We start from the raw sequence: 20,599 nt of genomic DNA on the forward strand, positions 1-20,599 counted from the left end.
CCCGGAGCATCCATTGAAAAACCACCAAACCGCCAGCGTCGCCGACATCTTTGCCCGCGCGCTGCACGACTGCGCGCCCCAGCCCGGCCAGACAATAGCCATCGCCCTCAGTGGCGGCCTCGATTCCTCGGCCCTGCTGCACCTGGCGCACGCCTGGTCGCGCGAAGAAGGCGTCAGCCTGCATGCCTTCCATGTGCACCATGGCCTGAGCGCCAACGCCGACGCCTGGCTGGCGCATTGCGAGACACTTTGCGCCAGCATGAATGTGCCATTCGAGGCCGCCCGCGTCAGCATCGAGATCAATCCGAAGACCGGCACCGAGGAAGCGGCCCGCAAGCGCCGCTATGCCGCCCTGGGCGCCCTGTGTGCGCAGCACGGCGTGCGCCTGCTGCTGACCGCGCACCACCAGGACGACCAGGCCGAAACCGTGCTGCTGCAGCTGCTGCGCGGCTCGGGGACGGCCGGTCTGTCGGGCATGGATGGCGCCAACAGCGCACCGGAATTGCTGGCCAATCCCGACCTGGTGATGGCGCGCCCGCTGCTGCCGGTGTCGCGCAAGCAGCTGGAAGCGTATGTGGCAAAACATGGCATCGCGCATATCCACGACGAGTCGAACGACGACGCGCGCTTTGCCCGCAATGCCTTGCGCCACCAGGTGATGCCGGTGCTGGCCAAGGCGTTTCCCGGCTTCCAGGAGCGCTTTGCGCGCAGCGCCCAGCATGCGCAGTCGGCGCAGCGCCTGCTGACGGAGCTGGCCACGCAGGATCTGGCCAACTGCCTCGATGGCGACTGCATCGAGCTTGGCAAACTGCGCGAATTGAGCCTGGACCGCTGCTACAACCTGCTGCGCCACTGGTTCGGCACGCGCGGCCTGCGCATGCCGTCGACCGCGTGGCTGGCCGAGATGCTGGCGCAGCTGCTGGAAGCGCGGCCCGATGCGCAGCTGCTGGTGACGCACCCGGAATGCCACGTGCGGCGCCACCGCGACCGGCTGTACCTGACGCCCAAGCTGGCGGACCTGGCCGGCATGCGCGAGCGTGATGACGCGAATGTCCCGGGCCTGGAAAAGGCGGGCCAGGATTTCCACTGGCAGGGCGAGGCCAGCCTGGCGTTCCCCGCGTATGGCGGCGTGCTGCATTTCGACCAGGTGGAAGAGGGCGGGCAGGGCATCGATATGGCCTGGCTCAAGGCGCAGCGGCTGACGATCGATTTCCGCCAGGGCGGCGAGCGCCTGAAGCTGGCGCACAACCGTCCGACCAAGAGCCTCAAATACCACTACCAGGCGTTCGACGTGCCGGCCTGGGAGCGCGAGCGGCTGCCGCTTGTCTGTGCGGCGCAACAATTGCTGTATGCGGCCGGCATCGGCCTCGATTGCCATTGCCTCGGTTTGCCGGAGCAGCCACGCGTGAACCTGCGCTGGACCGCCGTCTGAGCGGCCTGCCATGCGGTGCGCGCAAGCTTGCACACTGCATGGATCGGTTATTTCCATATGCGCAATCGGTATGAGCTAATGCGCTTAATAGCTTGTTATTTTGCATTGCGGCATGTAGAGTAAAGCCCTCTTTTTTATTCTTCTTGAGCGGAAACTTCACTCTTATGGCTTTAATCGTCCACAAATATGGCGGTACGTCGATGGGCTCGACTGACCGTATCAAGAATGTCGCCAAGCGCGTTGCCAAGTGGCACGACGCCGGGCATCAAATCGTGGTGGTGCCATCCGCCATGTCGGGCGAGACCAACCGCCTGATTGGACTGGCCAGGGAAATCATGGATCAACCCGATCCGCGTGAACTTGACATGATCGCCTCGACAGGCGAACAGGTGTCCGTCGGCCTATTGTCGATGGCACTGCTGGCGATCGGCAAACAAGCCGTATCCTATGCTGGCTGGCAAGTCGCGATCAAAACCGATTCCGCCTTTACCAAGGCCCGCATCCAGTCGATCGATGACGAAAAAGTCAAACGCGATCTCGATGCCGGCAAGATTGTCATCATTACCGGTTTCCAGGGCGTCGACGAGAACGACAATATCGCGACCCTGGGCCGCGGCGGTTCCGACACCTCGGCGGTGGCAATTGCCGCCGCCATGAAGGCGCAGGAATGCCTGATCTTTACCGATGTGGACGGCGTCTACACGACCGATCCGCGCGTGGTCTCCGAGGCGCGCCGCCTGAAGACCATCACCTTTGAAGAAATGCTGGAACTGGCTTCGCTGGGCTCCAAAGTGCTGCAGACCCGTTCGGTGGAATTCGCCGGCAACTACCGCGTCCCGACGCGCGTATTGTCGTCGCTGACCGACCCGATGCTGCCTTTGGAAATAGAAACCAATTCGGGCACCCTGATTTCGTTTGAGGAAGACACCAACATGGAACAAGCAGTTATCTCCGGCATCGCCTTCAACCGCGACGAAGCCAAAATCACCGTGCTCGGCGTGCCTGACCGCCCGGGCGTGGCCTACCACATCCTGGGACCGGTGGCCGACGCCAATATCGAGGTCGACATGATCATACAGAATCAGTCGGTCGACGGCAAAACGGACTTCACCTTCACCGTCTCGCGCGGCGAATATGCGCGCGCGCTGGCCGTGCTGGAAGCGAACCGCGAACAACTGGGCGCGGCCAGCATCACCGGCGACGCCAAGGTGTCGAAACTGTCGGTGGTCGGCGTGGGCATGCGCAGCCATGTCGGCGTGGCCTCGCAGATGTTCCGTACCCTGTCGGAAGAGAGCATCAACATCATGATGATCTCGACCTCGGAAATCAAGATCTCGGTCCTGATCGACGAAAAGTACATGGAGCTGGCCGTGCGCGCCCTGCACAAGGCGTTCGAGCTGGAAAAAGCCTAAAGATGCAAAAATATCGCCGCACGCCCTTGACCAAAGGGGGTGCAGTCGATATTATGACGTTCGTCGCTGCAGCGCAACTTACTGAAGCGACATAGTTGAGTGATCAGCTAGGAGACGTGGCCGAGTGGCCGAAGGCACATCCCTGCTAAGGATGCATACGGCTTATACCTGTATCGTGGGTTCGAATCCCACCGTCTCCGCCAGAATCAAACAAAAAAGCCTCCCCTGCGGGAGGCTTTTTTGTTTGTGGCGGACGCAGACGGCGGGATTCGGAGAGCCTGCGCGCCCTGAAGGGCCGCGCAGGCTCTCCGAATCGCCCATCTGCCGCGCTCCGCGCGGCGCCGTTGGCCGCGCAGCGGCCAATGCCGTCCCTCATCTCGTGCAGTGGCGGCCAGCGCACCCCGCGCCGTCCCGCCAGCTACATCAAGCCTCAGCGCCCGCCACCAGCGCCACTACCTTCACGCTCCAGCGTATCCCTCCCCACAATCTTCACCCTCGCTCCCCCCTTGAACGCCAGCAGTTCTTCCGCATCCCCCACCCGTACCGCGGCCGACACGCCGATCTCGGCGGTAACATCGACGAATTCGTGCCGGAACATCAGCAGCTCGCTGTTCTTGATGATGCTGTGCAGCGCCACCGATTGCCCCGGCGCGATGGTGGTGAAGCTGCGTTTGAGGGCATGGTCGGCCAGTCCCGTTTTCAGGACCTGGCTGCGTTCGCTGGGATTGTCGGTCAGGCGCAGGTTGGGGCCGCGCTGCTGCAGGTAGTCGAGCGGATAGCCGATCGCCTGCGTGCCGGTATTGCGGATGACGACCTCGATGCGCATGTCGCTGCCCGTGAAGATGCAGGCGGGGTTGTCGGGGCAATGGGCGCTGACGGTCAAGACTTCGTTCGGCATGGCGTTTCCTGTGACATGTAAAAAAATTGCAAGCAGCCCGCTCAGGAGCCGTTGAGGATGATATCGCATGTGATTTTCCGTCCGATTTTCGCCCGCAGCAAGGCCTGTACTTCGATCGCGATCTGCCAGGCATGCCGGTGATACAGGATGGTGGAGCCGTAGGCATTCATCATGTTGGCGTCTTTCGGCTCCGGTTCCTTGGCGTCCGCCAGGGCCGGCACCGGCGCATCCCAGCTGCCGTCCGGCTTGACGTACCTGACCGTTTCGTCATCGCCATCGACATACGAGTATTCGTCGGGGATGCCGTAGCAATGGCCGAATTCGTGCGCGTGCGTCTGTGCGTTGGTGGCCATCGAGACGTCGATCACGGTACCGGTCACGCCTTCGCGCTCGTAGCGCTTGTGGATCTGCATCGTGTAGTGCTGGTTGCTTTCCACATACACGACGCGGTAAACGATGGGCAAGGTGCGCGTGCCGCATTCCGGATCGTTGATTTCCATGCAGAAGCGGTTGTTCCAGTGCGATTCCAGCCCCGTGGTGGCGACGCCCTTGACGTACTTGATGACGGCGGCGCGCTGCCTGGCCCTGGTGGCCGCCTGTTCGCTGCCTTTCTCGCGCTGCTCCAGCGCCTGGTCGTCGGCCGACAGCACCGTCACTACCTTGACGCGCAGCTCGGCGATGATGCTGGTATTGGATTTGACGGCAACATAGATCTTGTAGCGCACGGTATCGAAATAGTCGTGTGCGGCGCCGTCGGCACCAAAGGTGTTGTTGTAGCGCGGCACGCTGGACACCGCAATCTCCTTTTCGTAGTCCTCGATCCAGCACGCCGGGCGCTTGATCAGTACCTCCTTGCGTTGCTTGTGGTCGACCGGGCTGGTGCTCGACGTGCCTTTTTCCTTGAATGCCGGTTCCGGCCTGGCCGGTGGCGGGCGCTGCGGCGCCCTGGCGCCTGGCGACGGGGCGGGCGCGCGGCCGGCCGGCGGCGCGGTGGTGGGGGCCGGCGCGGATGCGGGCGGTGGCGCGCCGGCCTCCTGCCGGGGCTGGCCCGGCGACTTGAGCAGTTCGATTACCAGCGCCTCGACGGCGGCGGCCGCCACGATGTGGGTCAGGCCTTTCTCGTCGGTCATGCCGGTTTCGTAGCTGCCGTCGGCGCGCTTGACGCGGTAGGGCTGGCGCGGCATCAGCTCGCCCGTGTCGCGGTCCTTCAGCACGAAGCCTTCGTCGAACAGCTTGAGCCGGCTGTCCGGCAGCGGCGGCAGTGCCGCGGCGGCGCTGGCGCCGCCACTGAAGACATGCTGCCCGCCCCGGGCCGTGAAATTGCCGGGACAGCGGAAGGTAATGTCGCCGCCCTCGAGCGTGATCGACGATTGCCCTGCCTGCAGCACGATCTTCTGGCTGGCCTTGATGTCGATGGCGTCGGCCACCGAGATCACCTTGATGGCCTGGTCGGCCAGGATCTCCAGCTGGTCGGTATGGGCCTGCAGGGAAACCGGGCCGTTGGCGGCGAACGCCTTGATGCCGCCGTCGTGGCTAAACAGGGTGGCGGCATTGGCCGCCACCGAGGCCACGGTCTTGCCGGCTGTGATATGCAGGTCCGTTTGCGCGCTGCAGTGCAGCTGCTCGGCGGCAAACAGCAGCGTCGACGCCGGCGTCGCCCAGTTGATGCTGTTCGGTCCCTCCATCAGCACCAGCGGTTTGGCGAACTGTTCCACCGGCTGGGTGCCATCGACCGCGCGCGCGCCGTTGCCCGCCTTGAACGCTTCCTGGCCGCCGATGCTGGCCGGGTGCTTGCCGTCCTGCTGCGGGTCGATCAGGCGCAGCATGTCGTCCTGAGCCTGGTTCGCGACCTTGCTGAACAGGGCCTTCTGCTGGCCGGCCGCTGTCGCCAGTGTCTTGCCCAGCTCGCCGGCGGCGCGCAGCAGGGTCTGCGCTTCCTTGCTGTCGAACTGGCTCGATGCGACGCCGGCCGCCTGCTGCTGGCGCGCGCTGGTGGTGATCAGCAGGCCTTGCCCGGCGCGCAGCATGCCCCAGCCGTCGGTGCGCAATTCAAAGCCGCTGCCGCGGTACGTGCCGCGCTGGGCCGTGGCTCCCGCCTGTTGCACCAGGTAGCCCAAGCTCAGTTCGGTGGCGGCGCTGCTGGACGCCAGCCTGGTGCGCAGCTGGCCGCGCGTGTCGTCGAGCACCCACTGGTTGTAGCCGGCGCCGTCGAAATTATTGCTGTGCATGCCGGACAGCGTGCCGGCATGGTTGACGCCCGAATCGACGCCGGCCGCATACGGCGGCGCATCGCTGCCCGTGTACAGCTGGGCCACCACCAGCGGGCGGTCGATGTCGCCTTCGATGAAGTCGACCAGCACTTCGGTGCCCAGGCGTGGCGTGAATTGCGAGCCCCAGTTCGGCCCGGCCAGCGCCTCGGCCACGCGCACCCAGGTGCCCGAAGCTTCGTTGCCCGGCGCGTTGCCCTGCTGGTCGGTGTTGTGCGCCAGGCCGCCCGGATTGGGCGCCGCGCCACGCTGCCAGGCAAACTGGATGCGCACCTGGTGGTCGCGGCCGGTGGTCGCCACGCTGTCGGCCAGTCCCACCACCAGCGCCGTCTGCGGTCCCAGCGCCACCGCCGGCGCGCGCGCGGCAGCGGCCGGCGGCACCAGGGCGACGCTGCTGCGCACGCAGGCAAAGCGGTTCTGGTAGGTGCCCGGTTCGATCTGGCCGGCGATCCATCCGGCCACGCCATCGAGGCCGGCAATGCCGGCCAGCCTGGCCAGGCCCGACAGCGCGCCGCCCAGGCCGCCGGCGGGGCCGGTGTTGTTGCGCGCCCGGTGCTCCACCCACAGCAGCGTGAACTGGTTGGCGCCTGGCGCGTAGTGTTCGTGCTGCAGCAGGCGGAAGGCGTGGCCGGCGGCCATGCGGCGCACCGCGCCACTGCCGTCGAACTGCTTGTTCTCCAGTTCCAGCGCCTGCAGCATGCGTTCGCCGTGCGTGCCTGCCGCCGCCCGGTCGCCATGGCGCCGCTCGCCGGCGCCGTCATGCACAGCCAGTTGCGGCAGGCTGCCCGCGTCGAGGGCGGAGGCCTGTTCGGCTGCTGGCGCCGTCACCTGCTGCGGATCCCAGCTGCTGATGCTGACCGCATTCGGCCGCACCTGGCGCCGCGCGCCAAAGCGGTCGATCGCATCGTCGCTGTCGGTGGCGCGCACGCCGTGAAAGCGCAGTTCGGCGCCGCCCGGCGTGTCGGGCGCGCTGGCCTTGCTGTCGAAAATCACCAGTTTGTGGCGCGCCTGGCCGCCTTCGCCCTGCGCCTGTGCGCCGGCCGCCTGGTCATGCTCGAAGCGCCAGTTCAGCCCTTCGGCCGCCAGCAGGCGCATGAAAAAGTCGAAATCGCTTTCGCGGTACTGGGTGCATACGGGGCGCGGCGCCAGCGCCTGGGTAAGCTCGAAGCCGAAGCGCAGTTGCGGATAGTCGGCCAGCAGTTCGCCGACGATGTCGCGCGCGCTCTTGTCCTGGAAGATGTAGCTGTCGCGGCGCAGCCGCAGCAGGGCCAGCGCCGGCTCCAGGCGCAGCCGGTAGCGCGCGGCGCCGCCATCGGACCCGAGCCACGCGCAATCGGTGCAGATGCCGTGCCAGGCGCGCGTGCTGCCGTCCGCCTGCAGCAGCGTGAGCGTCATTTCCTCGCCGATAAAGGCGGCCAGGTCGAGCGATGCGGAGGTGCTGAGCGCGTCGACCTCAAAGCGGAACAGCTCGTTGACCGCTTCGCGGCCGGTGAACTGCTCCGCCATCAGCGTGTCGGCCTGGGCCGACGGCTGGGCCGTGCTCAGCGTGATCAGCCGCGCGTGCTGGCCCAGGCCAGTGCCGAACTGGCCGCTGGAGGCGGTGTCTTGCGCCGGGTCGCTCATCACGGCAAGGTAATGCTGAGGTTGGCCACGCGCGGCGCCAGTTTGACGATATCCTGGTAAGCATGCATCTGCTGTTCGGTATGGTTCGCCAGCGCGGTGCGCAAACCCAGGTAGCCCAGCGCGCAGATCAGCGCAAAGGTCGAGCACAGCACCCACAGCGGCACATTGTTGCGCAGCTTGTGGATGATCTGGTCGGGCCGCTCCGCATGCGGGGCAAAGCCGTTTTTCCTGCCTTTCATCTGCGCCAGTTCATCGCCCAGGCGCGCCGTCAGGTAGTTGAGTTTTTCCGGCCCTTCGAGGATATAGCGGCCCTGGAAGCCCAATAGCAGGCACATGTGGAATACCTCGAGCGCCTGCAGGTGGGCGCTGCCGCGCGCGCGCAAGGCTTCCAGGCGGATAAAGAAATTTTCGCCGGCCAGCTGGTCGCCAAACAGGATCAGCTGCAGCGGGCGCCGCTCCCAGGCGTCGCGGATGGCATAGGGCGAACGCAGGATGATTTCATCGACCGCCGCGCAAAAGGCGTACTTGGCCGCATCGATGTCATCGGCGGAGGCGCCCTGTTTTTTTGCGCCGCGGCTGAATTCATCGAGAAACAGCGTCATCTTGCTGATGAAATCGGCGTTGTCCTGCGGGCCGCTGCCATTTTTCAGCATGAACAGCGCGTAGAAGCCGTCGTACATCAGGTCCATCAGGGTGTGTTCGGTACCGGTACCGGGACCGGGACCGGCAGCGATCCTGGCGGCATGGGCGGCCTGGCCGCCGGACATCAGGGTAGGGGGGGCGGATGGATTCATCGTTTCATCAGGCTCAGGAAGTGACGGCGACCAGTTCGAGTTTCAGCTCGCGCATGCCGGACGGGACATAGATCAGGATGGACTGCGCCTGCAGCATGCGCTCGTACATCTGGCCCTTGGCGTCGATCGTGAAGTAAAACATGTCGGGGCGTACCGGTACCGCGGCGGGCACCTGCGGCGCATGCTGCAGGCGCACGCCCGGCAGGGCCGACAGGACGAATTTCTCGACATCGTCGGGCGCGCCCAGCTTGAAGCGCAGCGGCACCACGTCGACCAGTTCCACGCCCGGCAGGTCGGCCGACACGCCCAGGTAGAAAGCGGTCCTGGCGTCGATCTTTTCCGAATCGAGCTTGCCGTGATGGTAGGACGGCTTGGTTTCCGTCAGGGCAATGGCGAAGTATTTCGACGAGATCACCGTATCGAGCAATTCGCGGATGATGGCGTGCAGCTGCGCGAACGGCGGTCCCGGATCGGCATGCCGGTAGGGCGGCAGGTCGGACAGCGCATGCGTTTTCGAAAACGTCATCAGCGCGCCGGCCAGGCCCAGCAGCTGTTCGTACAGCCGTTCCGGGTGCAGCGCCGGATGATGGAAATAATGGCTCAGCGAGGCGAAGGCCGAACTGGCCGTGTGCAGCAGCCAGAACGAGGACATGTCGCCCGAGCGAAATTCGATCACGCTCTTGCTGGGCTCGCGGTGGTGGCCATACAGCGCATTGACCTTGGCCTGCAGCGCGTCGATCAGGCGGCGCAGCTGCAGGAACAGCAGTGGCGCGCTGCGGATCGACAGGCTGGGCGGCACGAAGGAAGGATCCTGCTCGAAGCCGCCGGTCGACAGCCGGCGCAGGCGCAGCAGCGGAAAGCTGATGTACGAATCGCGCGGATCCGATTCGGCCACCAGGCGCAGCGATTTTTTCAGGTAGGCCAGTTCGGCCTGCGCGGCCTGGGTGTACAGGTCGGGCGTGCTGAGGTTGGCCTGGCCATAGCGCGCTGCGCTGTTGGGCTGGCCGGAGGCGGCGAAGTTGCCGCCGAACTGTTTGAACGCCGGCAGGGCGGCGTAAAACGTGACCGTCTGCTGCGAGGCCTGCAGGTTGCTCAGGTCGACCTCGTCGGGCAGCTGGTCGGCGCCGGCGGCATTGAAAATCTCGCCATCCTGGAACACCAGCGCCAGTTCCAGCAGCCGCAGCGTGTTGTTGCCGAGCGCATCGCGGTCGATCTGCAGCTGGCTCACGCCCCAGGCATACGGATGCAGCGCCTTGACACTCTCGTGCAACCGCTGCTCGTGATACAGGTCCTGCTGCTGAAAATGCTGCGGCCGCAGAAACAGGCCTTCGCCCCATAACAATTTATTTGCAACGCTCATTGATTGCCCTTTTTGCTGACAAGGTAAGGCGCGGAACAGTGTCGTTTCCGGGCCGGCTTATGGCTACTGCGGGTAAGTCTGGAAGACCGTTCTTGCATCGTTCTGCACCATGGCGGCAGGTGCCTTTTTCGCAACTGAAAGCACCTTAACATTATCTCGAGGAATGGCGCGTACGGTACGTTTGCCATTGTGCAATGCCCCGGAAAGGTGCATGAACAGTGACTTTTTGCGTATTTTCTATCGAACGCAGGACATATTGGAATCGTGATACGCTGCGCAAAAATAGATAATTAGCAACTATTAATTACCAGCCAATTTGGTCGTCAACGCGTCTTTTTTTATCAGGAAAGTCTCACATGACACGATCGTTTTCCAGCCAGCTCATCGCCACCCTGTTCTGCACCTGCGCACTGAGCGCCTGCGGCACGACGGCGCCGCCCAAGTCCGCCGCCGTGGCGGCGCCGCCCTCGATGGAGGAATTGATGGGCAGGGCGGCGCAAGCGGCCGGCAGCGGTGGCAGCGAAGCGGCGCTGGGGCTGTGGCGGCAGGCGGCCGCCGCTTACCCGGCCGACAAGCAGCCCTGGCTGCGCATGGCGCAGTCGCGCTACGACGCCGGCCAGTATGGCGAGGCCATTCTCAGCGCACAGGAGGTGCTGGTGCGCGATCCGTCCGACACGCTGGCCAACAGCGTGATCGCGATCAGCGGGCTGCGCCTGTCGACGCGCGCGCTGGCCGACCTGAGCCGGCAGAACAATCTGTCCGGTCCGCTGCGCACGGAGTCGCAGGACCTGGCCAGGCTGCTGCGCGAGAGCCTGGGCGAGACGGTGCTGGTGCCGCCGCCGGAAAAGCCGCCGGCCAAGCCGCCGCGCAAGCAGCAGGGCAAGCGCAGCGCCGACGAGGGCAGCGCCAACCCCTTCAATGCGCTGAAATAGGCCGGACCACACAGATACCGCAGTTCAACAGGCGCATCGCCGATGTCGCCAATTCTTTTCGAGGGGCAGCTCATGTCAAAAAAAGATAGTGTGCAGAAGCGCTTGCAGAAGGTCCGTCCGCCGCGCGTGCAGATGACGTATGACGTCGAAATCGGCGACGCGATTGAAAACAAGGAACTGCCGTTCGTGGTGGGGGTGGTGGGCGATTTCGGCGGCAATTCCGAGCTGGAGCAAAAGCGCCTGAAGGACCGCAAGTTCGTCGATATCGACCGCGACAATTTCGACGAGGTGATCAAGGGCATCGAGCCGCGCGCCAGCTACCGCGTGGCCGATGAGCTGGGTGGCGGCGGGGGGCAGTTCGGCGTCGACCTGACGTTCCGCTCGATGGCCGATTTTCGTCCCGAGGCGGTGGTGGCCCAGGTCGCGCCGCTGCGCAAGCTGCTCGAAGCGCGCACCAAGCTGGCCGACCTGCGCAACAAGCTGGCCGGCAACGACAAGCTGGAAGACATTCTGAACGATGTGCTCAACAGCACGGAAAAGCTGGCCCAGCTGGAACAACATTCCCACGTCAGGAAAGATTGATATGTCCGCACAAATGACTGCTACACCCGCCACCGAGGCGGCCGCCGGAATCGACCTGCTCGACCAGATCGTCGAGCAGAGCAAGGTGGCCAAGTCCAGCGTCGAACACGCGCGCGCCAAGGACCTCATTTCCGAGCTGGTGACCCAGGTGATGGACGGCACGGTGGTTGTCTCGGACAATCTGGCGGCCACCATCGACGCGCGCGTCGCCGAGCTGGACCATCTTATTTCGCGCCAGCTCAGCGCCATCATGCATGCGCCGGAATTCCAGAAGCTCGAGAGCAGCTGGACCGGCCTGCATTACCTGGTCAAGAACACCGCGACCGGCACCAACCTCAAGATCAAGATGATGAACGCGACCAAGCGCGAGCTGGTGAAGGACTTCCAGAGCGCGCTGGAGTTCGACCAGTCGACCATGTTCAAGAAAGTCTATGAAGAGGAGTTCGGCACCTTCGGCGGCGCCCCGTTCGGCACGCTGCTGGGCGACTTCGAGTTCAGCCGGCAACCGGAAGACATGTATTTCATCGAGCAGATGTCGCACGTGGCCGCCGCGGCCCATGCGCCATTCATCTCGGCCGCTTCGCCGGAACTGTTCGGCCTGGAAAGCTACAGCGACCTGGGCAAGCCGCGCGACCTGGCCAAGGTATTCGACACGGTCGAATACGCGAAATGGAAATCGCTGCGCGAATCGGAGGACGCGCGCTATGTGGGCCTGACGCTGCCGCGCTTCCTGGGGCGGCTGCCGTTCAATCCGGCCGACGGCGCCACCGTCGAGGGCTTCAATTTTGTCGAGGATGTCGACGGCACCGATCACCAGAAGTATTTGTGGTGCAACGCCGCGTATGCGTTCGGTACCAAGCTGACGGCCGCCTTCGAGGACTACGGCTGGTGCGCGGCGATCCGCGGGGTGGAAGGCGGCGGCCTGGTGGAAGACCTGCCGACCCATACCTTCAAGACGGACGAGGGCGAAGTGGCGCTGAAGTGTCCGGCCGAGATCGCGATCACCGACCGGCGCGAAAAAGAACTGAGCGACCTGGGCTTCATTTCGCTGGTGCATTGCAAGAATACCGATTACGCGGCCTTCTTCGGCGCCCAGTCGGCCCAGAAGGCAAAAAAATACAACAGCGATTCGGCCAATGCGAATGCGGTGCTGTCGGCGCAGCTGCAATACATCTTCGCCGTGTCGCGCATCGCCCACTACATGAAGGCGATGATGCGCGACAAGATCGGCAGCTTTGCCGCCGCCGCCAATGTCGAGGATTTCCTGAACCGCTGGCTGACCCAGTATGTGCTGCTCGACGATAACGCCAGCCAGGAGCAGAAAGCCCAGTTCCCGCTGCGCGAGGCGTCGGTGCAGGTGTCCGAAGTGCCGGGCCGTCCCGGCGTGTACCGCGCCGTGTCGTTCCTGCGGCCGCATTTCCAGCTCGATGAATTATCCGTTTCACTCCGCCTGGTCGCGGAGCTTCCGCAGTCGACCAAATCGTAATGCTCTTTTTCATACAAACTTGAAAGGTATAACATGGCAATCGACGTTTACTTGCAAATTGACGGCATCAAAGGTGAATCCACGGACAACAGCCACAAGGATTGGATCGAATGCAAGTCGGTCCAGTGGGAAGTGTTGCAACCGAAATCGGCCACCGCCTCGACCGGCGGCGGCCACACTGCCGAACGTACCGAGCACAAGGATATCGTGATTGCCAAGATGGCCGACCTGGCGAGCCCGCTGTTGCTGCAGACGTGCTCGTCCGGGAAAACCATTCCAAAAGCCAAGCTCGAATTCCTGCGCGCCGATGGCCAGGGCGAGCGCATCAAGTATTTTGAAATCGAGCTGGAAAACGTCCTGATCAGCAGCGTGGCGCCGTCGGTCACGGCCGGCGACATCCTGGGGGAAAACCTGTCGCTCAAGTATTCCAAGGTGAAGTGGAAATATACGCAGCAAAAAGTCGGCGGCGGCTCCGGCGGCAATACGTCGGGCGGCTGGGACCTGTCGGCCAACAAGACCATCTGACGCAGCCCGTTTTGCCTGCCGGTGCGCGCGTGCGCCGTGCACGGAGCCGTTTTCCGTGCCGCGCCGCGCGCCTGCCGATCACTACACGCTGGGGATGCCGATGAAAGGTTTTACGCCGGGCCTGTTCGACCGTCTGATGGACAGTCCCCTGCACGGGGCCTGCAGCGCGACCGTGTCGCGGCTGTCGCTGGAAGACCTGAAAGATACCGTGGCGCGCGACCTCGAGGCGCTGCTCAACACGCGCAGCGTGCTGCCGGAAGCGCTGCTGAAAAAATTTCCGGAATGCGGCAAGTCCATCATCACCTACGGCCTGAGCGATTTCGCTGGCCTGAGCCTGTCGAGCACCGATGACCGCGCCCATGTCTGCCAGTGCCTGGAACAGGCGATCGCGCGGCACGAACCGCGCCTGCGCAACGTGCGCGCCTCGCTGGAAATCCAGGAGGGCTCGATCAACCGCCTCAACTTCGCCATCAGCGCGCTGCTGGTGGTGCATGCAGCGCACGAACCGGTCAGCTTCGACGCCATCCTGCAGCCATCGAGCCTGCACTACACCATCAGCAAGGGGCGCCGCATGGCGCCGACAGGAGCCTGACCTTGGAAGAGCTGCTACCGTATTACGAGCGCGAACTGGGATTCCTGCGACGCTATTCGCGCGAATTCTCCGAACGCTATCCGAAGATCGCCGGCCGCCTGCTGATGGGCGGCGAAGTGTGCGAGGATCCGCATATCGAACGCATGATCCAGTCGTTTGCGCTGCTCAATTCGCGCATCGCCAAGCGCCTCGACGACGATTATCCCGAATTCACCGAAGCCCTGTTCGAGGTACTGTATCCGCACTACCTGCGGCCGTTCCCCTCGTGCTCGATCGCGCGCATGGACTACAGCGGCGCGGCGGCGCAACTGACCGCCGCCACCGAGATCGCCCGCGGCACCGAGCTGACCACCCGTCCCGTGAAGGGCGTGGCCTGCACCTTCCGCACCGCCTACGCGGTGACCGTGGCGCCGCTGGCGCTGACGCAGGCGTCGTTCTCCGCCATTATCGATGCGCCCGAACACGTGCAGCTGCCGCCGAGCGCCAGTTCCAGCGTCAGCATCACCATCGAATCGGGCGCCCAGCAGGTCGCGCTGGCCCAGCTGGGGCTGGCGTCGCTGCGCGTGTTCATCGACGGCCAGCCCTCGTTTTGCGCCGCGCTGCGCGACGCGCTGTTCATGCGCACGGTGCAGGCGTATGCCGAAGCGGACGGCGCCGGTCGCTGGGTCGCGCTGGCCGCCAATCCGCTTGCCAGCGCCGGCTTTGCCGAAGACGATGCGCTGATCCCGTTCGCGGCCAGTTCGCACAGCGCCTACCGCCTGCTGACCGAATACTTCTGCTTTCCCGAGAAATTCAATTTTTTCGATATCGATCTGGGCGCGCTGTGCGCCGCGCTGCCGCCAGGCTGCCGCCGCATCACGCTGCACCTGGCGCTGAGCGGCCTGCGCACCGATTCGAATACGGCACGGCTGCTGGGCACCATGGCGACGCACAACCTGCTGCTTGGCTGCACGCCGGTGGTCAACCTGTTTCGCCAGCGCGGCGAGCCGATCCGCATTACGCATGCCGCCGCCAGCTATCCGGTGCTGGCCGACGCACGCCGCGCCTACGCCTTCGACGTGCAGGCGATCGAGTCGGTCAGGCTGGTGCGCCAGACGCCGCAGGGCGAGTCGGTGATCCAGTTCCGGCCCTTCTATTCGCTGCGCCACGGCGAAACGCCGGCCAAGGATGGCCATTACTGGATCATGCGGCGCGACGAGGCCATTGCCCACAAGAGCCCCGGCCACGAAACGGAGATCTCGATCGTCGATATCGATTTCGATCCGGCCGCGATCGAGACCGACACGCTGAGCCTGGAGCTGAGCTGCACCAACCGCGACCTGCCGGCGCAACTTACCTATGGCCTGCACGGCGGCGACCTGTTCCTCGAAGGCGGCTCCAGCGTGCGCAGCATCAGCCTGCTGCGCAAGCCGACCGAGTCGCACCGCTTCGAGCGCGGGCGCGGCGCCCACTGGCGCCTGATTTCCCACCTGTCGCTCAACCATCTGTCGCTGTCGGGCAGCGGCCTCGATGCCTTCCAGGAGATGCTGACGCTGTACGACCTGCCGCGCTCGGCCACCACGCAGCGGCAGATCCGCGGCATCAGCGCGATTGCCCACAAGGCCGTCAATGCCTGGCTGCCCGGCAATCCGTTCGCCTGCCTGGTGCGTGGCATCGAGGTGCGCCTGACGATCGACGAAGAGGCCTTTGTCGGCAGCGGCATCCACGCGTTCGCGCAGGTGATCGACTGTTTCCTGGGGCTGTATGTGCATGCGAACAGCTTTACGCAACTGGTGCTGGTGGCCAGGAAATCGGGAGAGGAGCTGTGGCGATGCAAACCGCGAAGCGGCGATTCGAGCCTGCTGTAATCGAGCGCCTGTTCGCGCAGCCTTACCGCTTCCAGTTTTTCCAGGCGGTGCGGCTGCTCGAACTGTGGCTCAAGCGCAATGGCATGCCGCACGAGGGCGCGGTGGCCGACTTCCTGCGCTTCCAGAATTCCATCGCGCTCGATTTTGCGCCCAGCCAGATCGAGTCGCTGCTGCCCGAACCGCGCGTGCCGGAGGGCGGCGCCGGCGCGCTGGGTGCAGCGCTGCGCAGCGGCACGCTCAGATACGTGCGCATCACGCCGGCCTTCATGGGTTTTCTTGGCGTCGCCGGCGCGCTGCCATCGCACTATACCGAAAGCATTGCCGGCCACCAGCTGCAGCAGAAGGACGAAGGGCCGCGCGCCTTTTTGGACACGTTTTCCAACCGTGCGCTGGCGCTGTTCTACGAGGCGTGGCGCAAATACCGGCTGGAACTGAAATACCAGTTGCAGGGCAAGGACCAGTTCCTGCCGCTGTTGCTGTCGCTCGCCGGCCTGGGCAACGCGTCGCTGCGCGAGCGCCTGGCGGACCGGGGCGCGGGCGTGCTGGACGAGTCGATCGGGTTTTTCGCCGCCGCCATGCGCCAGCGGCCGCCCTCGGCGACCATGGTGGCGCGCGTGCTGTCCGATTATTTTGGCCAGTCCGTCACGCTGACCCAGTTCATCGGCTGCTGGTACGACGTGCCGCGCGAGCAGCAAAGCACGCTGGGCGCGAATAACGCCGTGCTGGGCGCGACGGCGCTGGTCGGCGCGCGCGTCTGGCAGCGCGACCTGCGCCTGCGCCTGACCATCGGCCCGCTCGCGCGCGAGCATTTCAACGCCTTCCTGCCTGGCGGCGCCAGTGCGCGGGCGCTGGAAAAAATGCTCGCCATGTTCACCGGCCTGTGCCTGGAATACGAAGTGCAGCTGGTGCTGCGCGCGGCCGACGTGCAGGGCATCCGCCTGGACGCGGCACCGGCCGGCGGCCGGCTGGGCTGGGACACGTTTCTGATCACGCAGGAGGCGGCGCAGGACCGCGCCGACGTCCGCTACGAACTGCACGCGCTGCCCTGAGCGACAGGCCACGCCACCCGATTTATCCACCACCAGACAAGGATCGCCGCCTCATGAGCATCAACCTGAAAACACTAATCGGCAAGCTCAATGACAGCTGCCGCAGCGCCACCACGCGCGCGGCCAATATCTGCATCGGCCTGGGGCAGTACGAGGTCGACCTCGAACATGTCTTCCTGGCCCTGCTGGAGCAGCCCGACAGCGACTTCGCGCTGATGGCGCGCCGCAGCGGCATCAGCGCGGAGAAGCTCGAAGCGGACCTGCAGGCCGAGGTAGCGCGCCTGCAGACCGGCAATGCGCGCACGCCCGTGTTTTCACCGCGCCTGCCCAAACTGTTCGAACATGCCTGGCTGATCGCCTCGCTGGACCTGCGCGCCGGCCAGCAGGCGCGCATCCGCAGCGCGCACCTGCTGCAGGCGCTGCTGACCGAACCGGAACTGGCGCAGCTGGCCGCGCGCAGCTCGCCGCTGTTCCAGCAGTTCAAGCTCGACGACATCAAGCACAAGCTCGGCAAGCTGACCGACGGCTCGCGCGAGACGCCGCTGGCCGGCGGCGGCGAAGCCGGCCAGGAGGGCGAGACAGGAGAGGGCGGCGAGGGCGGCGACCCGGTCGGCGAACTGGCGCGCGCGGCGGCATCGTCCACGCCGGCGCTGGATCAGTTCACGGTCAACCTGACGGCGCGCGCGCGCGAGGGCAAGGTCGATCCGGTGATCGGGCGCGACCTGGAAATTCGCCAGGCGATCGACATCCTGATGCGGCGCCGGCAGAACAATCCCATCCTGACCGGCGAGGCCGGCGTCGGCAAGACCGCCGTGGTCGAAGGCCTGGCGCTGCGCATCGTCTCGGGCGACGTGCCGCAGATGCTCAAGGGGGTGGAAATCCATACGCTGGACATGGGCCTGCTGCAGGCCGGCGCCAGCGTCAAGGGAGAGTTCGAGAACCGGCTGAAAAACGTGATCGGCGAGGTGGCGAAAAGCCCGCATCCGGTGATCCTGTTCATCGACGAAGCGCATACCATGATCGGCGCCGGCGGCAGCGCCGGGCAGAACGATGCGGCCAACCTGCTCAAGCCGGCCCTGGCGCGCGGCCAGCTGCGCACCATCGCCGCCACCACCTGGGGCGAATACAAGAAGTACTTTGAAAAGGACGCCGCGCTGGCGCGCCGTTTCCAGGTGGTCAAGATCGAGGAACCCAGCGAGGAACTGGCCTGCGCGATGTTGCGCGGCATGGCGCCGCTGATGGAGCAGCATTTCCAGGTGCGCATCCTCGATGAAGCGATCAGCGAGGCGGTGCGCCTGTCGCACCGCTATATCGCCGGGCGGCAGCTGCCCGACAAGGCGATCAGCGTGCTCGATACGGCCTGCGCCAGGGTGGCGCTGGGGCAAAGCGCCACGCCGGCGCTGCTCGACAGCCTGGCGCGCGCGCTTGAACGCAATGCGGCCGAAATGGCGGCGCTGGAACGCGAGGAGCGCGCCGGCGCCAGCCATGCGGCGCGCCTGGCCACGCTGCGCGCCGCGCACCGGGACGGCGCCGCCGAACACCAGGCGCTGGCCGCGCGCTGGGAGCGCGAACAGGCGCTGGCGGCCAGGATCGGCCAGGCGCGCGCGGCACTCGAAGACGCCGGCGCCACGGCCGGCACGGGCAAGCCCGACGCCAGCCAGGCCCGCGACCTGCAGGCGCTGCTGCAGGAACTGCGCGCACTGCAGGGCGAGGCGCCGCTGGTGCCGGTACAGGTGGACGGCCACGTGGTGGCGGAAATCGTCGCCGGCTGGACCGGCATCCCGCTCGGCAAGATGGCCGCCGACGAGTTGCGCGCGGTGCTGCGGCTCAAAGAGTCGCTGGAGGAGCGGGTGCTGGGCCAGCCGCATGCGATCGAGGCGGTGGCGCAGCGGGTGCGCACGGCGCGCGCCAATCTGGGCGACCCGGACAAGCCGAAGGGCGTGTTCCTGTTCGTCGGTCCGTCCGGCATCGGCAAGACCGAAACGGCGCTGGCGCTGGCCGACGCCCTGTACGGCGGCGAGCACAAGCTCATTACCATCAACATGAGCGAATACCAGGAAGCGCACAGCGTGTCGGGCCTGAAAGGTTCGCCGCCAGGCTATGTCGGCTACGGCGAAGGCGGCGTGCTGACCGAGGCGGTACGCCGCCACCCGTACAGCGTGCTGTTGCTCGACGAAGTGGAAAAGGCCCATCCCGATGTGATGGAGCTGTTCTTCCAGGTATTCGACAAGGGCGTGATGGACGACGCCGAAGGGCGCCAGGTCGATTTCAAGAATACCATCATCATCCTGACCTCGAACGTGGCGTCGGGCGCCATGATGCAGGCCTGCCTGAACCTGGCGCCGGCCGACCTGCCGGCCCCCGAGCAGCTCGAACTGGTGATCCGGCCGCACCTGATGAAGGTGTTCAAGCCGGCCTTCCTGGGACGCCTGAAGGTGGTGCCGTTCTATCCGATCAGCGACGAGGTGCTGGCCAGGATCATCGAACTGAAGCTGCGCCGCATCGGCGCGCGCATCGCCGCCAACCACCACGCCGAATTCGTCTACGACGAGGCGCTGGTGGAGGCGGTGCTGGCGCGCTGCACCGAGGTCGATTCGGGCGCGCGCAATGTCGACCATATCCTGAACGGCAGCGTGCTGCCGGAAATCGCCGAATCGGTGCTGGCCCGGATGGCGCAGGGGCAGGCGATCAGCCGGATCAAGGTCAGCGCGAACCGGCAGGGGCAGTTCAAATATACGGTCAGGTAGGGTCGCCCGGCGCCACGCCCAGCAATTCCTCGATATGCGCCAGCGAGCCGGCGTCCTTGACCACGCTGCGCAGCCACTGGTGCAGCGACTGTTCGCCGGCGTCGGCGGCCTTGTCGGCGAAATACGAGACCGGGCTGTGCGGTTCGGTCTGGCGGAAATACTGCGCCACCAGCCGCAGCTGTTCGAGCGCCTGCGCGCGGCTGGCGATGCCGCCGGCCGCTGCCACGTGCAGGGCCGGCGGGGCGGCATCGGCCTGCGCGGCCACGGCCGGCGCCTGCGGCTGAGGTTGGAGCTGAGGTTGAGGCTGAGGCTGAGGCAAGGCGCGCTGGATCAGTTGCAGCGCGTCGCGCGCCGCCGAAAAGCCCGGGCTGTCCCGGCCCAGGCGCGCGTCGGCCACTTCTTCAAGCTCGGCCAGCGCATCGAGGCAGAACTGGGCGTCGGCCGCGAAGGTGGCGCGAAACTGCGCCGAACTGTTGCGCCGCGCCGCTTCCATCTCGGCCAGCTTGACGCCATTGACGCCGTCCTGGTTGCTGGCGGCGCGCCGGCGCGCCGTATCGAAGTCGATCGCCGACCAGCCGCCCGCGTGCGGCTCCGTCAGCGCCATCGCGCGCACCAGCGCCGGCGTGTGCGCCAGGATCCAGCTCAGGTTGCCGATGCGCTGCTCGTGGTCGGCGCCGTCCGGCTGAGGGTGCAGTCCCAGGTCCCAGTACTGGCGGCACAGGCCGGCCATCAGGCGGTAGCCTTCGCCCAGGCCGCGCAGATGCGCCTGCCTGGCGTTCGCTTCGGTCAGCCATGCCGCCAGGCGCAGGTCCTTGCTGCGCTCGGCCAGCAGCGCGGCGCAGCGCTGCAGCACGAAACTCCAGTCGGCTTCCTTCAGTTCGGTTACCCATTCACCCTGGTCCAGCGAGGGATCGTCGAACTTGCGCGCCTGGCTGATGGCGTCGAGTTCGGGCGAAAAGGACAGGTCGACGCCGCAAGGCTGGTCGGCGCTGATCGGCAGGAGGAGCTGGTCGGCTGAAATCATGATGTTCCCGGAAAGTGGAGGCGGAGGGG

15 protein-coding genes and 1 tRNA gene are annotated in these 20,599 nt (G+C 65.5%); 11 read left to right on the forward strand and 5 right to left on the reverse strand.

Annotated elements, in window-relative coordinates; all coding sequences use genetic code 11:
- Positions 1-13 precede the first annotated feature (13 nt).
- The 3 genes from tilS (at position 14) to RTQ46_RS20725 (ending at position 3,047) form a co-directional block, all read left to right on the forward strand.
- On the forward strand, positions 14-1,432 hold the full coding sequence (tilS, locus tag RTQ46_RS20715; protein WP_312439476.1) for a tRNA lysidine(34) synthetase TilS: 1,419 nt from the start codon (positions 14-16) through the stop codon (positions 1,430-1,432).
- Positions 1,433-1,596: 164 nt separating this feature from the next.
- Positions 1,597-2,844: an aspartate kinase gene (locus tag RTQ46_RS20720; RefSeq protein WP_312439477.1), complete on the forward strand. Its 1,248-nt coding sequence runs from the start codon at positions 1,597-1,599 to the stop codon at positions 2,842-2,844.
- Between the two features lie 110 nt (positions 2,845-2,954).
- Positions 2,955-3,047: transfer RNA gene (locus RTQ46_RS20725), tRNA-Ser, on the forward strand.
- Between the two features lie 227 nt (positions 3,048-3,274).
- Here RTQ46_RS20725 and RTQ46_RS20730 read toward each other — a convergent pair.
- The 4 genes from RTQ46_RS20730 to tssK are packed head-to-tail and all read right to left on the reverse strand — an operon-like array spanning position 3,275 to position 9,786.
- A complete protein-coding gene (locus tag RTQ46_RS20730; RefSeq protein ID WP_312439478.1) occupies positions 3,275-3,742 on the reverse strand; it encodes a hypothetical protein in 468 nt (155 codons plus the stop codon).
- A 41-nt stretch (positions 3,743-3,783) separates the two neighbouring features.
- A complete protein-coding gene (gene tssI / locus RTQ46_RS20735; RefSeq protein ID WP_312439506.1) occupies positions 3,784-7,632 on the reverse strand; it encodes a type VI secretion system tip protein TssI/VgrG in 3,849 nt (1,282 codons plus the stop codon).
- Positions 7,632-8,426 carry a type IVB secretion system protein IcmH/DotU gene (gene icmH / locus RTQ46_RS20740; RefSeq protein WP_312439479.1) on the reverse strand — a complete coding sequence of 265 codons (795 nt, stop codon included), beginning with the start codon at positions 8,424-8,426 and terminating at the stop codon, positions 7,632-7,634. Before icmH ends, tssI begins: the two co-directional genes overlap by 1 nt.
- Positions 8,427-8,439: 13 nt before the next feature.
- A complete protein-coding gene (gene tssK, locus RTQ46_RS20745; RefSeq protein ID WP_312439480.1) occupies positions 8,440-9,786 on the reverse strand; it encodes a type VI secretion system baseplate subunit TssK in 1,347 nt (448 codons plus the stop codon).
- Between the two features lie 356 nt (positions 9,787-10,142).
- Here tssK and RTQ46_RS20750 point away from each other — a divergent pair, with 356 nt between their 5' ends.
- From RTQ46_RS20750 to tssH, 8 genes are all read left to right on the forward strand, one after another.
- Complete coding sequence (locus RTQ46_RS20750; protein WP_312439481.1) at positions 10,143-10,718, forward strand: hypothetical protein; 576 nt, start codon at positions 10,143-10,145, stop codon at positions 10,716-10,718.
- A gap of 72 nt (positions 10,719-10,790) precedes the next feature.
- On the forward strand, positions 10,791-11,300 hold the full coding sequence (gene tssB, locus RTQ46_RS20755; RefSeq protein ID WP_312439482.1) for a type VI secretion system contractile sheath small subunit: 510 nt from the start codon (positions 10,791-10,793) through the stop codon (positions 11,298-11,300).
- 1 nt (position 11,301) lies between these two features.
- On the forward strand, positions 11,302-12,786 hold the full coding sequence (gene tssC, locus RTQ46_RS20760) for a type VI secretion system contractile sheath large subunit (RefSeq protein WP_312439483.1): 1,485 nt from the start codon (positions 11,302-11,304) through the stop codon (positions 12,784-12,786).
- 33 nt (positions 12,787-12,819) lie between these two features.
- Complete coding sequence (locus tag RTQ46_RS20765) at positions 12,820-13,311, forward strand: type VI secretion system tube protein Hcp (RefSeq protein ID WP_312439484.1); 492 nt, start codon at positions 12,820-12,822, stop codon at positions 13,309-13,311.
- A gap of 100 nt (positions 13,312-13,411) precedes the next feature.
- Positions 13,412-13,903, forward strand: a complete 492-nt coding sequence (tssE, locus tag RTQ46_RS20770; protein WP_312439507.1) for a type VI secretion system baseplate subunit TssE — start codon at positions 13,412-13,414, stop codon at positions 13,901-13,903.
- A gap of 2 nt (positions 13,904-13,905) precedes the next feature.
- A complete protein-coding gene (gene tssF, locus RTQ46_RS20775) occupies positions 13,906-15,750 on the forward strand; it encodes a type VI secretion system baseplate subunit TssF (protein WP_312439485.1) in 1,845 nt (614 codons plus the stop codon).
- Positions 15,714-16,799 (forward strand): type VI secretion system baseplate subunit TssG, encoded by a 1,086-nt coding sequence (tssG, locus tag RTQ46_RS20780; protein WP_312439486.1) that lies wholly within the window; start codon positions 15,714-15,716, stop codon positions 16,797-16,799. Before tssF ends, tssG begins: the two co-directional genes overlap by 37 nt.
- Before the next feature lie 53 nt (positions 16,800-16,852).
- Positions 16,853-19,546, forward strand: a complete 2,694-nt coding sequence (tssH, locus tag RTQ46_RS20785; RefSeq protein WP_312439487.1) for a type VI secretion system ATPase TssH — start codon at positions 16,853-16,855, stop codon at positions 19,544-19,546.
- Here tssH and tssA read toward each other — a convergent pair.
- Positions 19,539-20,570: a type VI secretion system protein TssA gene (gene tssA / locus RTQ46_RS20790; protein ID WP_312439488.1), complete on the reverse strand. Its 1,032-nt coding sequence runs from the start codon at positions 20,568-20,570 to the stop codon at positions 19,539-19,541. The two genes, tssH and tssA, sit on opposite strands and share 8 nt — an antisense overlap.
- Between the last annotated feature and the right edge of the window lie 29 nt (positions 20,571-20,599).

Source organism: Janthinobacterium sp. (assembly GCF_031995485.1).
In the GTDB taxonomy this organism is placed as follows: domain Bacteria; phylum Pseudomonadota; class Gammaproteobacteria; order Burkholderiales; family Burkholderiaceae_D; genus Janthinobacterium.